The 13789-nt window shown below is 47.5% G+C and carries 18 protein-coding genes; 12 read left to right on the forward strand and 6 right to left on the reverse strand.

Going from position 1 to position 13789, the window contains the following annotated elements; genetic code table 11:
* From urtE to ureG, 8 genes are read left to right on the forward strand one after another with little or no spacing between them, the layout of a single operon-like run.
* On the forward strand, positions 1-696 hold the full coding sequence (gene urtE, locus JCM23214_RS05035) for an urea ABC transporter ATP-binding subunit UrtE (RefSeq protein ID WP_025897924.1): 696 nt from the start codon (positions 1-3) through the stop codon (positions 694-696).
* Entirely contained in the window at positions 668-1537 is an 870-nt protein-coding gene (locus JCM23214_RS05040; protein ID WP_148301770.1) for an urease accessory protein UreD, read from the forward strand. Before urtE ends, JCM23214_RS05040 begins: the two co-directional genes overlap by 29 nt.
* Before the next feature lie 12 nt (positions 1538-1549).
* On the forward strand, positions 1550-1852 hold the full coding sequence (locus JCM23214_RS05045) for an urease subunit gamma (protein WP_025897927.1): 303 nt from the start codon (positions 1550-1552) through the stop codon (positions 1850-1852).
* Between the two features lie 8 nt (positions 1853-1860).
* Complete coding sequence (locus tag JCM23214_RS05050; protein ID WP_025897928.1) at positions 1861-2175, forward strand: urease subunit beta; 315 nt, start codon at positions 1861-1863, stop codon at positions 2173-2175.
* A 1-nt stretch (position 2176) separates the two neighbouring features.
* On the forward strand, positions 2177-3889 hold the full coding sequence (ureC, locus tag JCM23214_RS05055; protein WP_025897929.1) for an urease subunit alpha: 1713 nt from the start codon (positions 2177-2179) through the stop codon (positions 3887-3889).
* Between the two features lie 4 nt (positions 3890-3893).
* Positions 3894-4412: an urease accessory protein UreE gene (gene ureE, locus JCM23214_RS05060; protein WP_025897931.1), complete on the forward strand. Its 519-nt coding sequence runs from the start codon at positions 3894-3896 to the stop codon at positions 4410-4412.
* A gap of 1 nt (position 4413) precedes the next feature.
* On the forward strand, positions 4414-5094 hold the full coding sequence (locus tag JCM23214_RS05065; RefSeq protein ID WP_025897932.1) for an urease accessory protein UreF: 681 nt from the start codon (positions 4414-4416) through the stop codon (positions 5092-5094).
* Positions 5091-5717: an urease accessory protein UreG gene (ureG, locus tag JCM23214_RS05070; protein ID WP_025897933.1), complete on the forward strand. Its 627-nt coding sequence runs from the start codon at positions 5091-5093 to the stop codon at positions 5715-5717. Before JCM23214_RS05065 ends, ureG begins: the two co-directional genes overlap by 4 nt.
* Here the strand turns inward: ureG and JCM23214_RS23295 are convergent.
* Both JCM23214_RS23295 and JCM23214_RS05075 read right to left on the reverse strand, forming a co-directional pair.
* Complete coding sequence (locus tag JCM23214_RS23295) at positions 5686-6063, reverse strand: hypothetical protein (RefSeq protein WP_148301771.1); 378 nt, start codon at positions 6061-6063, stop codon at positions 5686-5688. The genes ureG and JCM23214_RS23295 overlap by 32 nt on opposite strands.
* A gap of 10 nt (positions 6064-6073) precedes the next feature.
* Positions 6074-6760, reverse strand: a complete 687-nt coding sequence (locus tag JCM23214_RS05075) for a fumarylacetoacetate hydrolase family protein (protein ID WP_025897935.1) — start codon at positions 6758-6760, stop codon at positions 6074-6076.
* Positions 6761-6901: 141 nt separating this feature from the next.
* On the opposite strand from JCM23214_RS05075, the gene JCM23214_RS05080 reads away from it, so the two are divergent.
* Positions 6902-7786, forward strand: coding sequence for an MBL fold metallo-hydrolase (locus tag JCM23214_RS05080; RefSeq protein ID WP_025897936.1), 885 nt, complete (start codon positions 6902-6904; stop codon positions 7784-7786).
* Between the two features lie 65 nt (positions 7787-7851).
* The gene (locus tag JCM23214_RS05085; RefSeq protein WP_025897937.1) at positions 7852-8481 is read left to right on the forward strand and encodes a glutathione S-transferase family protein; all 630 of its coding nucleotides are present in this window, start codon (positions 7852-7854) and stop codon (positions 8479-8481) included.
* Here JCM23214_RS05085 and JCM23214_RS05090 read toward each other — a convergent pair.
* From JCM23214_RS05090 to JCM23214_RS23965, 4 genes are all read right to left on the reverse strand, one after another.
* Positions 8478-8981, reverse strand: a complete 504-nt coding sequence (locus JCM23214_RS05090; protein ID WP_025897939.1) for a DinB family protein — start codon at positions 8979-8981, stop codon at positions 8478-8480. The two genes, JCM23214_RS05085 and JCM23214_RS05090, sit on opposite strands and share 4 nt — an antisense overlap.
* Positions 8982-8990: 9 nt before the next feature.
* The gene (locus JCM23214_RS05095) at positions 8991-10178 is read right to left on the reverse strand and encodes a pyridoxal-phosphate-dependent aminotransferase family protein (RefSeq protein ID WP_025897941.1); all 1188 of its coding nucleotides are present in this window, start codon (positions 10176-10178) and stop codon (positions 8991-8993) included.
* A gap of 72 nt (positions 10179-10250) precedes the next feature.
* Positions 10251-10922 carry an MFS transporter gene (locus JCM23214_RS23960; protein WP_199899310.1) on the reverse strand — a complete coding sequence of 224 codons (672 nt, stop codon included), beginning with the start codon at positions 10920-10922 and terminating at the stop codon, positions 10251-10253.
* On the reverse strand, positions 10919-11467 hold the full coding sequence (locus JCM23214_RS23965; RefSeq protein WP_199899311.1) for an MFS transporter: 549 nt from the start codon (positions 11465-11467) through the stop codon (positions 10919-10921). The genes JCM23214_RS23960 and JCM23214_RS23965 overlap by 4 nt, the downstream gene beginning before the upstream one ends.
* 230 nt (positions 11468-11697) lie before the next feature.
* Between JCM23214_RS23965 and JCM23214_RS05105 the strand changes: the two genes are divergently transcribed.
* Together JCM23214_RS05105 and JCM23214_RS05110 are read left to right on the forward strand one after the other, a co-directional pair.
* Complete coding sequence (locus JCM23214_RS05105) at positions 11698-12339, forward strand: hypothetical protein (RefSeq protein WP_025897943.1); 642 nt, start codon at positions 11698-11700, stop codon at positions 12337-12339.
* A gap of 84 nt (positions 12340-12423) precedes the next feature.
* On the forward strand, positions 12424-13779 hold the full coding sequence (locus JCM23214_RS05110) for an MFS transporter (RefSeq protein WP_025897945.1): 1356 nt from the start codon (positions 12424-12426) through the stop codon (positions 13777-13779).
* Positions 13780-13789: the final 10 nt, after the last annotated feature.

A 13789-nucleotide genomic window follows, 5' to 3' on the forward strand; every position in this document is an offset into this window, starting at 1 on the left:
ATGTTGAATGTAGAAAATATCGATCTCTATTACGGAGCCAGTCAGGCGCTTCGCAATGTCTCGTTACAGGTTAGAAAAGGGGAAGTCACTTCTTTGATGGGGCGTAATGGCGTTGGGAAAACCAGCACCCTTCGCGGTGTAGTTGGTCAGCACCCGATAAGCGCAGGCAGGATCACCTGGGAGGGTGAAGACATCTCGGCTCTTGGGGCCGCGGACAGGGCGCGGCGGGGTATCGCCGTGATTCCCCAAGGCCGGGATATCTTTCCATTGTTGACGGTGGAGGAAAATCTGAAAACAGGATTTGCATGCCTTCCGAGGGCTGAGCGTAAAATTAATGGGGAGATTTTTGAGCTATTCCCCGTTTTGAAAGACATGTTGAGTAGGCGTGGTGGCGATCTCTCAGGTGGTCAACAGCAGCAACTTGCAATCGGGCGGGCATTGGTCACAAAACCGCGTCTCTTGGTGTTGGATGAACCAACTGAGGGGATTCAACCCTCAATAATCAAGGACATTGCGAAGGTTATTTCAACTCTTCGTGACAAAGGAGGGATGGCTATTTTGCTGGTGGAGCAGTATTTTGAATTTGCGCGAGACCTGGCAGATCGGTTTGCGGTGTTGGATCGCGGTGAAATTGTTCTTGAGGGCCTGAAGAAGGACATGAAAGAAAGTGACGTTCGCAAATTTCTTACCGTCTGAGGAAGTCGATACTTTAACTCTTGCGCGATCGTCTGGGAGGGTAGAAGTCGAGTTTGCCCGCGAGGGGTTGGATAACAATCTTAAACATTTGTTTCAGTCGGGTTGTGGCCGCGTCAGATTTCCATCGGTTGATAACGCTCATGCACCTGAGGCGGTCTTGATCAATACTTCAGGTGGCCTGACCGGAGGAGATCACATGAGCTATGATGTTCTTCTAAGAGCGGGGGCAAATCTTACTGTAACAGGACAGGCAGCTGAAAAAATCTATAAATCAGTTGGGCCGGATGTGGTCGTTGATACGCAGATGACTGTTGAAGAGGATGCTTATCTGGAATGGCTGCCACAAGAGACAATACTATTCGACAACGCGCGATTTAACCGCGTGAATAAAGTGGACTTAATTGGGAGCGCAGAATTTTTGGCGGTTGAGGCCACCATTCTTGGACGGCAGGCGCATGGGGAAACCGTGCAGCAGGCCAAACTTGTGGATGGATGGGAGATCCGGCGGAATGGCAAACTCGTATGGTATGATCGATTTCGATTTGACGGGATGATGAGCCGAGAATTTGCTCGTTCTGCGCTCTTGGATGGAGCGCGAGCAATGGCAACCATAGTTATGATGTCGCGTCATAATGCAGACCTCGTAGAGCCATTGCGGGCTGTCGCAAATGAGAAAAAAGGGCGCATTAGTGTGACAAGTCTAGAAAATGGGCCTGTTATAGTCCGGGCGCTGGATGAAAAGCCCCACCGCCTACGACAAAATTTAATCGCACTGATATCGCTTGCGCGGAAAATAATAACTGGCGCGGATCGCCCCATGCCAGCAGTTTGGGAAGTTTGATAGGGAGGCAATATGCAGTTTTCACCGAGAGAAAAAGACAAATTACTAGTGTCTTTGGCGGCCATGGTTGCACGTGGGCGGTTGGAGCGTGGCGTTAAACTGAATTACCCAGAAACCGTGGCATTGATTACCGACTATGTGATTGAGGGCGCACGGGAAGGAAAGTCAGTTGCCACCCTAATGAGCGAAGGGGGCACTGTGGTGACGAAAGATCAGGTAATGGATGGTATTGCGGATATGCTGCATGACGTTCAGGTAGAAGCAACATTTCCGGATGGCACCAAGCTCGTCACCGTTCACAATCCGATTAGATAGGGGGAGCCATGAAACCGGGAGAGGTTATTACTCAGGATGGGTTCATTGAGTTAAACAAGGGTGCGGAAAAGCGGACACTGGTAGTTGCTAACACAGGTGACAGGCCTGTTCAGGTCGGTAGTCATTATCACTTTGCAGAAGTAAATGCAGGTCTTGAATTTGATCGGGAAAAAGCCAGAGGCTTTAGGCTGGACATCGCTTCGGGCACTGCAATTCGATTTGAGCCAGGTCAAAGCAGGGAAGTTAATCTGACAAAAATCGGAGGCGAGCGGCACATATTTGGCTTTAGAGGTGAAGTGATGGGTCCATTGGAGGGGAAATAAAATGGCAGTACAAATCTCACGAAGTGGTTACGCCAACATGTTCGGCCCCACAACTGGCGACAAGGTTCGCCTCGCTGATACTGAGCTCTTCATTGAAGTTGAAAAGGATTTCACGACCTATGGCGAGGAAGTGAAGTTCGGTGGCGGGAAAGTTATCCGTGACGGGATGGGTCAATCACAGGTAACGCGCGCTGCAGGGGCTGTTGACACGGTTATTACCAACGCCTTGATCATTGATCATTGGGGTATTGTTAAAGCGGATGTTGCAATACGGGATGGTAAAATTGCTGCGATTGGCAAGGCTGGAAATCCAGATATCCAGTCTGGGGTAGATATTGTTATTGGACCATCTACTGAAATCATCGCCGGTGAAGGTAAAATTCTTACGGCAGGTGGAATTGATGCCCACATTCATTTTATTTGCCCTCAACAAATCGAAGAAGCGCTGGCGAGTGGCGTGACTACAATGATGGGGGGCGGTACAGGTCCAGCAACAGGTACAAATGCAACAACCTGTACTCCCGGTGCCTTTCACATAGGTCGTATGTTACAGGCAGCCGAAGCTTTCCCCATGAATCTTGGTTTTTTCGGCAAAGGCAATGCCAGTGTTCCGGATGGGTTGATTGAGCAGGTTCAGGCAGGAGCCTGCGGGCTTAAATTGCATGAAGACTGGGGAACAACACCTGCTGCAATTGATTGTTGTCTATCCGTTGCAGATGAAATGGATGTTCAGGTCCTCATTCATACTGACACGCTCAATGAAAGTGGATTTGTTGAAGATACGATTGCAGCTTTCAAGGGAAGGACAATTCATGCGTTTCACACGGAAGGCGCCGGTGGAGGGCATGCGCCCGATATTATCCGCCTTGCCGGAGAAGAAAATGTAATTCCTTCTTCTACGAATCCGACCCGCCCTTTTACTGTAAACACCATTGACGAGCATTTGGATATGTTGATGGTGTGCCATCATCTGGATCCCAATATTCCTGAAGATGTTGCATTCGCCGAAAGTCGTATCCGTAAAGAAACTATTGCTGCCGAAGACATTCTTCACGACATGGGGGCATTTTCCATCATTTCATCGGATAGTCAGGCTATGGGGCGTGTTGGAGAAGTGTTGATCCGAACCTGGCAAACGGCAGATAAAATGAAACGTCAGCGCGGTCGGTTGGTCGAAGAAACGGGTGAAAATGATAACTTTCGCGTTAAACGATATATCGCCAAATATACAATAAATCCGGCGATCGCTCAGGGCATTGATAGATATGTTGGATCCGTAGAGGTTGGTAAGCTGGCGGATTTGACTTTGTGGTCGCCAGCATTTTTTGGTGTGAAGCCAGATTTAATCCTGAAATGTGGAACGATTGCCATGGCTCCCATGGGGGATCCCAATGCATCTATTCCCACCCCTCAGCCTGTTCACTATCGACCTATGTTTGGCTCATTTGGCAAAAGCCTGACCAATAGTTCGGTCACTTTTGTCAGCGAGGCCGCGCTGAATTCTGACATCGCGGGAACATTAGGGTTGGAAAGAGATCTGTTGGCTGTCCGCAATACAAGGGGAGGAATTGGTAAATCCGCAATGATCCATAATGACGCGACCCCGGATCTTGAGGTTGATCCCGAAACTTATATCGTTAAGGCAAACGGTGAAATATTGACCTGTGAGCCTGCAACCGTTGTCCCGATGGCGCAACGATATTTTATGTATTGATGATATGAAAACGGTCACTGAGATTTTACCTGCAGGGCAGAATTACACCGGCGAAATTATTGGTACGGTAACGCTCGATTTTGATAACCGTAGGCGGCGACGTATTCGTTTGACGATGGACGGCGGAGAAGATTTTCTGCTCAATCTGGCTAAAGTTCAGACATTGCGGGATGGCGATATATTACTTTTACCTGATGGCGCTGGCATCGAAGTTAAAGCGGCCCCAGAGGCAGTCGTTGATGTTTATTGTAAGGATACAGCTGCTCTCATCCGTGTCGCATGGCATCTTGGAAACAGGCATCTGCCAACGCAGTTAATGGGGGAAAAAATTCGGATCCGACAGGATCATGTCATTGAAGAAATGTTGGTTATTTTAGGAGCCAAACCAGTTCGCCTGATGGCGCCATTTGATCCAGAAGGTGGTGCATACGGGCATGGTGAGACAGAAAGTCACTCTCATGAGCATGACCATCCGCATAGTCATGGGCATGGTTCCGATGCCTTGAAAAGCGAGAGGGGCTAGTATGAACCTGACTGCCATATATGAGCTTATGTCGTGGATGTCTCCATCATATCCTGTGGGTGCATACACATATAGCCATGGCATCGAGCAAGCCGTAGAAGATGGGCTGATAAATAACGTGAGTGAGCTGCAGGACTGGATTTCAGCTATCTTGGAATATGGAAGTGGTCGGAACGACGGCATTCTGTTTTGTGAAACTTTTCGGGCCGTTCAGGCTACTGATCCTGATCGTCTCTATAAGGTTGCAGAGCTTGCGTACGCCATTCGCCCAACCAAAGAGCTTGAATTGGAAACGACAGCTCAAGGGCGTGCTTTCATGACAATTACTGAAAGGTCTTTTCCGTCTCAGGCTCTCGCTAATTTGAAAGAACAGTGGGCTGGTCCCATTGCCTATCCGGTCGTGGTGGGTGCAGCTGCAGCCGGTCGCGATATGACAATAGAAGTCGCGCTGACCGGCTATATACATGGCTTTGTCAGTAATTTGGTGTCGGCAGCAGTAAGGCTGGTTCCTTTGGGGCAGACTGATGGGCAGTTGGCTATCGCTGCTTTGGAGGAAAAATGTGCAGAGCTTGTACAAGAAGTCCTCTTTTCAACTCTGGATGATTTGGGATCCGCAACCCTTATGGTTGATTGGTGTTCCGCAAGACATGAAACACAGTATACGAGGTTATTTCGATCATGACGTCTTCTTTAAATGGCCCTCTTCGCGTTGGAATTGGCGGCCCGGTTGGATCAGGTAAAACGGCATTGACGGATGCTTTATGCAAGTATTTGCGTGACCATTACAATATTGCCGTCATTACGAATGACATTTACACTCGTGAAGATGCAGAATTCCTAACTCGCTCGGGGGCTTTAAATCCGGAACGTATTGTTGGGGTGGAAACGGGGGGATGCCCGCACACAGCAATTCGTGAAGATGCATCCATTAATCTGGCAGCAGTTGCGGATCTAAATGAAGCTTTTGAGGGGCTTGAGTTGATCCTGATTGAAAGTGGCGGAGACAATCTTGCCGCAACTTTTTCACCTGAGTTGGCAGATATAACCATCTATGTGATTGATGTATCAGCCGGAGATAAAATACCGCGCAAAGGTGGGCCTGGCATAACCCGGTCAGATTTATTGGTTATCAATAAAATTGATCTGGCACCTTTGGTGGGTGCCGATCTGGGGGTTATGGATAGGGATTCCAAAAAAATGCGTGCAGAACGTCCATTTACCTTTACGAATATCAAGGCTGGTGAGGGTGTTGGCACCGTTGCTGATTTCATTATTAAAACCGGCGGGCTCGAGAAGCGGATCTAATTTTTGGGTAATCCTTTTTTGCTGCACTGGCTCGTTGTGTAGTCTGTTTTGATATAGCAGGCACGGTCCATCTTGATGACAAGATTACCGGTGCAGCTTTTAAACCCAATCCAGCTCTCATACTCTTTCTCTTCACCAAATTCACCGGCAGAGAGGTAACTGGTAATATATTCGATCCTTTGTATCTGTTGCCGGTCAATGTTGTTCCGATCCAGATAATCCTCAACACTGGTTTGCAGTCTTCCGCATTAAACACTGAAAGCTCTGATTGGATAGATCCAGCACTGGCTGTCGACAGAGGTGTCAGCATGAGTGGTCCCCACGCGAGCAAACGGATTAGTTTCATTGTTGGCTCCTTAGCGGATAGCGATTGAAATATTTTCAAGTCCGTCAATGCCACCGGTTAAAACGTCACCTTTTTGAATCTGACCGACACCAGCGGGTGTTCCTGTAAAAACTATGTCGCCGGGCTTGATAACAAAGAAATGGGAAAGGTGAGAGACAATTTCAAAGGGATTCCAGATCATGTCAGAAATTTTCGCATCCTGTTTGCGTGACCCGTTCACATCGAGCCAAATCCGGCTACTTTCTAATGCTTGAATGTTAGATGCTGGTGTTATCGGCCCACAAGGAGCAGATTGGTCAAACCCCTTGGACGTGTCCCATGGGCGCCGTTTGTCTTTTGCCTCATTTTGCAGATCCCGACGTGTTAGATCAATTCCCGCTGCATAGCCAAAAATATACTCGGCAGTCTCTTCTGGTTGCAGATCTCTTCCTTCTTTTGCGATAGCAATTACCAATTCCATTTCAAAATGAAAATTTTCTGTCGCTTGTGGATAGGTGACTTCAGTATTGGTCTGTACAATGGTGTTTGCGGGCTTGGAGAAAAAGAACGGAGCTTCGCGCGTTGGATCTCCCCCCATTTCCAAGCTATGTTCAGCGTAATTTCGCCCAACACAATAAATACGCCGTACCGGGTAGAGAGATGTTTGGCCTGTAATTGGTAATGCCGGAGTCGCTTCAGGTTCAAAGGCGTAGTTCATTGACTGTTCTCTCATGAATCTTGGTGATGTCTTTGGATTTCTAGTTACTCGTCATGCATAGCACGAAGCAACTGCTTGTGATCAAAAAAATTCCATCTATGATTGGATTAGAAAATAAAAATAAAAAAAAGGAAGCGCATCATGAATGTCTGGCAAATCGGTAACGTAAAAGTCACAAGGGTTGTTGAAATTGAAATGGTGGGCGGTACGCGTTTCATTTTACCGGATGCAGCACCAGACAAAGTGCTTCCCATAAAATGGCTCTACCCACATTTCATGAATGAAAAGGGTAAGCTGATCATGAGCGTGCATGCTCTTGTTATTGATACAGGTGAAAGGCGGATCATTGTTGATACCTGTATCGGTAATGACAAAGAGCGGGAAATCGCCGGCTGGAACAACCTTCAGACGACCTTCCTAGATGATCTTGAGGCTGCTGGATATGCGCCGGCGGATATTGATACGGTCTTATGTACGCATTTGCATGTTGATCATGTGGGATGGAATACCAGATTGGTTGATGGGAAATGGGTGCCCACTTTTCCCAACGCACGCTATCTATATGCGAAATCAGAGTGGGATCATTGGGCCAGCGGTGACGGTGACAAATACGGAGAAGCTTACGAAGATTCAGTGAAGCCTATATTTGATTTGGGGCTGGCGGATCTAGTGGACTGTAATGAGCAAATTTGTGATGAAGTTTCGCTGGTTCCCACACCTGGCCATACACCAGGTCACGTGAGTGTACGAATAAGCTCTGAAGGTAAAGAGGCCTTTATAACTGGTGATGCGTTGCATCATCCCTGCCAAATGGCCAGACTGGATTGGGCAGCTTCCGCAGATGCAGATCCTGAGCAAGCAAGGCAAACCAGAAGAGACATGCTCTCGTCACTTGCTGATTCCGATACGTTAGTTTTCGGAACGCATTTTGCGACCCCTTCTGCGGGACATGTGGTTAGCGATAGCGATGGAACCTTTCGTTTGGAAGTTTCCCGGCAAAGCGGGGATGATTTTTCAGTGAAATAACGGTTTTATTATGCTACTTCTGAAAACTGGGCGCTGAAGACTATTTTAAAGACAATGAGATCATTATGAAATTATACGATATGTCCGGGCCGCCCAGTCCCCGCCGAGTGCGAGTATTCCTTGCCGAAAAGGGTGTGGAAATTGAGCGTGTCGAAGTCAATATTCGCGAAAAAGCACAGTTTAATCCTGAATTTTCCAAGTTAAATCCACGTCTAACCATTCCAGCTCTGGAGTTGGATGATGGAACTGTGCTGACGGAAAGTGAAGCCATTCAGCGATATATCGAAGAAGTATATCCGGATAAACCCCTGTTTGGTGATACTGCCCAAGAACGGGCCATTATTACAAACTGGCTGAGGATAATAGACATTGATGGGTATTTGGCTGTTGCTGAAGCTATTCGCAACACGGCTCCGAATTTTGAAAATCGGGCGCTTACCGGACCACGCAATATTGCGCAAATTTCTGATCTTGGTAAACGAGGAATAGAGCGCATCGGGTACTTTTTTGAAGATCTGGACGCGCAACTTGCGAAACATACTTATGTGGCCGGCGAAAAATATTCTGTCGCAGATGTAAATGCATTGGTCGCTGTTGATTTCGCCAAAATGGCGAAACAATCGATACCATCAAGCTGTTCTAATCTATTGCGTTGGCATGCTGAAGTATCCGCAAGACCAAGCGCCAGTGCCTAACGGGGATTGTCGCGTTCACGGATGAAATAAATCATATCCAATGATGGCGGTTCCTTGCCCAATTGGCTGAGCATATGATGGCATTGTCCGCGGTGATGCGTTTGGTGATTAAAAATATGTGTCATGATTTCGCTAACGCGATCATGACACGCTATTCCTCCAGTTGTGACGTAATCGAGAAATGAAGACAGAATTTCTTCGTTTTGAGCATTGGCAATACTGATCAGTCGCTCATCGGCTTCTGTTCTCATTTTCACCAACTCATCAAAGTTTGATGCCAGTATTGTGTCCAACCGTGCAGGCTTGGGCCCTTTTTCATCAAGGCGATTCATCCACAGCAGGTCGCCGACCAGAATGTGGTTTAACGTGTTGAAAATTGAGGTAAAGAAACCGTGCACATCTTGATTAAGCTCCGTTTCAGTTAGCTCGGCCACTGACGAATAAAGTGTCTGGTTTGCCCAGCGATTGTAATTTGCAAAATTTATAAAGTGAGATTTCATTTCCACCGTTTATTTTTCCACATGCTCAGACAAATAGCGGATGGCTGCAGCGGTACCGCCATCACCGTGAGGAATTTCAAGTGCTTGCAAACCCATTTCAATCGCACCAAGTGTTCCTAGCAACATAGGGGCGTTTGCGTAACCCATATGAGCGATCCGCATTGCTAAACCGTCTAGCGCACCAATGCCAATGCCGATGACAACACCACATTTCTCGTTACAATATTCTAACAGGGGATCAGGCTTATAGCCTTTGTTAAACAGAATAGTCGTAACACCGGTCGCGCGTTCACTTTCATTTGGAACATTGAATTCAAGAACACCCCCTTCACACCATTTACTGACAGCCGCCCAGCATGCACCAGCAAGTAATTGATGGCGGCGTGACGCTTTTTCGATTGTCTCTTCATTCAGGATTTCGAAGGACTGTTCCAGTGCGAACAATAAATGCTCCGGGGGTGTTCCTGCATATTTTAAATAATGAGCATCACCCATTCGAGCGGTCCAGTCCCAATATGCCGTTTTCAAGTTTGCAGTTTGATGGGCTTCCATCGCTCTTGGGCCCGCAGCGTTGAAGCTTAGCCCTGGCGGTGACATTAATCCCTTCTGAGCTGCGGATACTGCCAGATCCACGCCCCACTCATCCATTTCAAATTCCATTGTTCCAAGTGACGCAATGGTATCAACCATGAATAGAGCAGGGTGGCCTACCTGCTTTATCGCCTCGCCGACTGCTTTAACGTCATTGCAAATGCTAGATGCCGTGTCCACCTGAACCATTAATATGCCCTTGATCTCATGATCAGTGTCTTCGGCCAACCGCCTTTCAACTGCTTTTGGATCTACTGATTTACGCCAGGAACCGGACAGAATTTCTATTTCCAGTCCAAGGCTACGCCCAAACTCACCCCAACCATTTGCAAACAAGCCGCTTTCGAGAACCAGAATTTTATCGCCCCGACTGCATACATTGCTAAGCGCTGCTTCCCAGGCACCATGACCGTTTGCGATATAAATGAATGTGCGACCACTGGTTCTGAAAGTTTGTTGGAGGTTTTCCAAAAGAGCTTCGGTTCGACCCGGAAAATCTTTGCGATGGATATCAATGGCGGGTTGGTGCATAGCACTCAGCACCCGCTCCGGGATATTTGTAGGCCCGGGAATGCTTAAAAATTCACGACCAGTACGCACAGACATGGTGGTTACCTTTTTTTGAGAAGTGTTCGGGTTGACGTTATCGGATGCGCTGCAGGGCTTCAATAAAGAACATCACGAACTGGAATCAATTTTTGCATTGGTAAGATACATGATCATCAGAGAAATCATGCCAAAAGTACTGAAGCCGATCAGTAGTGGTAACACTGTGCCGTTATAGGATTGTGCGACGAGAGTTCCCAGAATGACCGAAATGAAAGTGGACATGGATGTCACAAATGCAGAAGCAACACCGGCAATGTGACCCAGAGGTTCCATAGCTTGAGCATTGATATTGCCAAACAGGATTCCGACACAGAAGAAAATCGACATTAGGAAAAGGACAAGTGACCAGAGCGGGGGATGTCCAGATGTAAAGATTGCGAATGCAAGATAGCTGACGGATAACGTCACAAAAGTCCAAAGGGCTTTCGCTATCAAATTACGCATTCCCAATTTCATCACAAGCGCGGAATTGGCAAATGAGGCGCCTCCGAATGATAAGGCAAGCGTTCCAAAATATAGGGGAAAGAGTTCTCCCACACCGTACTGATCCTGAAATATCTGTTGGGACATCGTCAGGAAACTCAGGAATGCAGCGAATACAAAACCTGATAAAATTGTGTAACCCATAGAAACAGGAGTTTTGATAATTTCAGTTGCGGCTACGGCTAATCTTGCAAAAGAAAAACGAACCCGTTTAGATTTAGGTAGCGTTTCTTTTTGTCTGAAAAGAAACCAGATCATGCAATCAGGCCGAGGGAGAACATCACCCCAAAAATCGAGCGCCAGGTGGCGATCAGTAGAATGCCTTGTCCCAACGCGGGTGCAAGGACTGGCACGAGGATAAAAACAGTCATAACAAGGGACGTAAATCGAGCCATTTCCCGACCGGAATACTGATCGCGGATCAGAGCGATTGACACAACGCGCGGGCCTGCAGCGCCCAAGCCCTGAAGAAAGCGGCCAAGTAGCATGATTTCAAAACTGTCTGCGAATACGGACATCAGACAGCCGATCAGGAAGATCGAAATGCCCAGAAATATTGGTCCCCTTCGACCCAAACTGTCAGAGATAGGGCCATATAACAGCATGCCCACAGCCATGCCGACGAATGTAGCGCCTACGATATATTGCCGTCCGTTGGGATGGAAAACACCAAGATCTTTTTCAATATGAGCGAGGGCTGGAAGCATACTGTCAATGGACAGTGCAATCAGTGAGCTTAAAAGAGCCAGCAGGATGACCTGTTCAATTGGGCCAACAGACGAAGTACGTGATGTAATTGCCAAAGGAAGCTCCATTTGGTGAGGGGGTAGTTCCACCACTTGAACGGGTCAATGTGAACTGAAGTAATCGCAATTTACCATTCAACATCTCGCTGTCCAGTTCCAATGGCGTTAAAATCAATTTTGTTATATAATGATATCGTCGTTCGTTTTTGATTAGCTTGATTGTCAGTATGTACTCTTACGAAAATCCCAGTCCTCGATATCAGCAGCTTGTGGAGTATTATCGCCTCATGCACCTAGAAGGTGTCTGGAGACGCAAAGACGATGACGTTGTTAAATACAGTGCAATGGAAACCTTCCGCGGACGAGGCGTTTTCCGGCATGCAAAAACAATCGCTAAACTTATCAAGGGGACCGGCGCGAAAACGTTGCTGGATTTTGGTAGCGGTAAGGGTGAACAATATACAGATGATGTGTTCCAGAATGGCAAACGGATTGCAGACTCTCTTCATCAGTATTGGAATGTACAGACTATTTCCTGTTATGACCCGGCGCTAACTGTCGATGATAGTATTTTAAACACCAGTTATGATGGTGTAATTGCGACCAACGTACTGGACCTGGTGCCGGAAGAAGATCTGCCATGGCACATTGATATGCTTTTTGACAAGTCAGATCGTTTCGTATTTTGCAATGTGATGGATTACCCCTCAAAGACATTTCTGCCCGATGGGGAAAATGCGCGGGTGACCCGCAAGTCCAGTATTTGGTGGCGTGGGATGTTCGCCGCGGCGAACAGAAAAAAGCCTCAGGTTCGTTACTGTATAGCCTTTTCAAGCCAAAGAACCGATACAGAGGGGCGTCTTGTCAATCGCACTGGCTATTTGCACAACTGTCAGGACTTGCCAATAAATCGCGAAATCGCGGGTTAGTTTTGAAAGACTTGCAAGGGCGGGAAAACCAGCTAATCTGTTGTGTGTAAAAATTAAGAAAAACACTCAGACGGAGCTGCCCGTATGTCAGTAGAAATCCGCTCCATCAGCAGTTTTAACCAGTTTCTAGCGCGCTCTCCTGTTTATTATGGTTGGGTTGTTGTGGCAATAGTGTTTGTCACAATGGGAATTGGGGTAAATGCACGTACGGCATTTTCGCTATTGTATCCCGCAATCATAAATGAATTTCAGTGGGACCGGGCAACAACGGCCGCAACTTTTACAGTTGGCTTCGTATTTGCAGGAGCAATTTCACCGCTGCTTGGTCGGCTTATGGACAAATTCGACTCCCGTTATCTCATATCATTGTCTGCAGTTTGTGTAAGTCTTGGCATGGTTTTGTCAACATACGCTTATGCAGCCTGGCATATATATTTAACACTTGGTCTATTGGTGATTGGGGCCGGCGTGATGATGACCTATGTCGGGCACGCAATGTTTCTACCAACCTGGTTTGAAAAGCATCGGGGGCTCGCAGTCGGTTTGGCATTTTCGGGGGTCGGCGTTGGATCAATAGTGTTAATGCCGGTTATACAGGGGATGATCCTGCAAGAAGGGTGGAGATATGCCTGCTGGTTTATTGCAATTATAATCCTTCTGATCGTATTGCCTCTTAATCTGGTGTTTCAGCGTAAATCTCCCGCTGCCCTCGGTTTGCTGCCTGATGGTGCATCGGTTTCAACGGATGCAAGTCAGCCTGTGTCGTCCGCCTATGACACGGTAGTGGATGAAAATTGGGCTGCAACCGATTGGTCACTCAGAAAAGCCGCTAAAACTGCGGAATTCTGGTGGATCAGTTTAGCAGCGTCCTGCGCATTATATGTGTGGTATGCGGTTCAGGTGCATCAGACAAAATATTTGATTGAGATCGGAATTTCTGAAATAGAGGCGTCTTTCGCACTTGGTTTCGTTGGGTTTGCCGGCGTTGCCGGCCAGATATACCTTGGGCATCTTTCAGACCGGATCGGACGCGAATGGGTTTGGACAATAGCGGTTGCGGGTTTTGCTGCCTGTTATGGTTTCCTGTTGCTTCTTGAAAGTTGGCAACACTCATTTCTTTTATATGCGATGGTGGTGGCGCAAGGGGGGCTGGGCTACGCGATGGCGGCGGTTTTTGGGGCTATGCCAGCGGATCTGTTTCAAGGCCGAAAATATGGAGAAATATTTGGTGTTTTCAGCATGCTTTCGCTCATCGGCGGTGGAATTGGTCCCTGGCTTACAGGGTACTTGTACGATGTCACCGGATCGTACCAAACTGGTTTTCTATTGGCGATTGGTTTAAGTATTCTGTCGGGAATTGCTGTTTGGTTGGCTGCACCGCGTAAAAAGCGACTTGTCGCCGGTCAGGCTGAGAAGCGGCGGCTGCAATTGAAAAAGTAGGGAGAGGCAC

This window comes from Sneathiella glossodoripedis JCM 23214 (genome assembly GCF_000616095.1).
Lineage (GTDB): Bacteria > Pseudomonadota > Alphaproteobacteria > Sneathiellales > Sneathiellaceae > Sneathiella > Sneathiella glossodoripedis.

Bases quoted from the DNA above. Each gene is read 5' to 3' on its own strand.
- ureG (WP_025897933.1), top strand. From the start codon at position 5,091: ATGACGTCTTCTTTAAATGGCCCTCTTCGCGTTGGAATTGGCGGCCCG.
- JCM23214_RS05045 (WP_025897927.1), top strand. From the start codon at position 1,550: ATGCAGTTTTCACCGAGAGAAAAAGACAAATTACTAGTGTCTTTGGCG.
- JCM23214_RS05050 (WP_025897928.1), top strand. From the start codon at position 1,861: ATGAAACCGGGAGAGGTTATTACTCAGGATGGGTTCATTGAGTTAAAC.
- ureE (WP_025897931.1), top strand. From the start codon at position 3,894: ATGAAAACGGTCACTGAGATTTTACCTGCAGGGCAGAATTACACCGGC.
- JCM23214_RS23295 (WP_148301771.1), bottom strand. From the start codon at position 6,063: ATGAAACTAATCCGTTTGCTCGCGTGGGGACCACTCATGCTGACACCT.
- JCM23214_RS05105 (WP_025897943.1), top strand. From the start codon at position 11,698: ATGCACCTAGAAGGTGTCTGGAGACGCAAAGACGATGACGTTGTTAAA.
- JCM23214_RS05080 (WP_025897936.1), top strand. From the start codon at position 6,902: ATGAATGTCTGGCAAATCGGTAACGTAAAAGTCACAAGGGTTGTTGAA.
- JCM23214_RS23960 (WP_199899310.1), bottom strand. From the start codon at position 10,922: ATGATCTGGTTTCTTTTCAGACAAAAAGAAACGCTACCTAAATCTAAA.
- JCM23214_RS05090 (WP_025897939.1), bottom strand. From the start codon at position 8,981: ATGAAATCTCACTTTATAAATTTTGCAAATTACAATCGCTGGGCAAAC.
- JCM23214_RS05065 (WP_025897932.1), top strand. From the start codon at position 4,414: ATGAACCTGACTGCCATATATGAGCTTATGTCGTGGATGTCTCCATCA.
- JCM23214_RS05095 (WP_025897941.1), bottom strand. From the start codon at position 10,178: ATGTCTGTGCGTACTGGTCGTGAATTTTTAAGCATTCCCGGGCCTACA.
- JCM23214_RS05075 (WP_025897935.1), bottom strand. From the start codon at position 6,760: ATGAACTACGCCTTTGAACCTGAAGCGACTCCGGCATTACCAATTACA.
- JCM23214_RS05110 (WP_025897945.1), top strand. From the start codon at position 12,424: ATGTCAGTAGAAATCCGCTCCATCAGCAGTTTTAACCAGTTTCTAGCG.
- JCM23214_RS05085 (WP_025897937.1), top strand. From the start codon at position 7,852: ATGAAATTATACGATATGTCCGGGCCGCCCAGTCCCCGCCGAGTGCGA.
- ureC (WP_025897929.1), top strand. From the start codon at position 2,177: ATGGCAGTACAAATCTCACGAAGTGGTTACGCCAACATGTTCGGCCCC.
- urtE (WP_025897924.1), top strand. From the start codon at position 1: ATGTTGAATGTAGAAAATATCGATCTCTATTACGGAGCCAGTCAGGCG.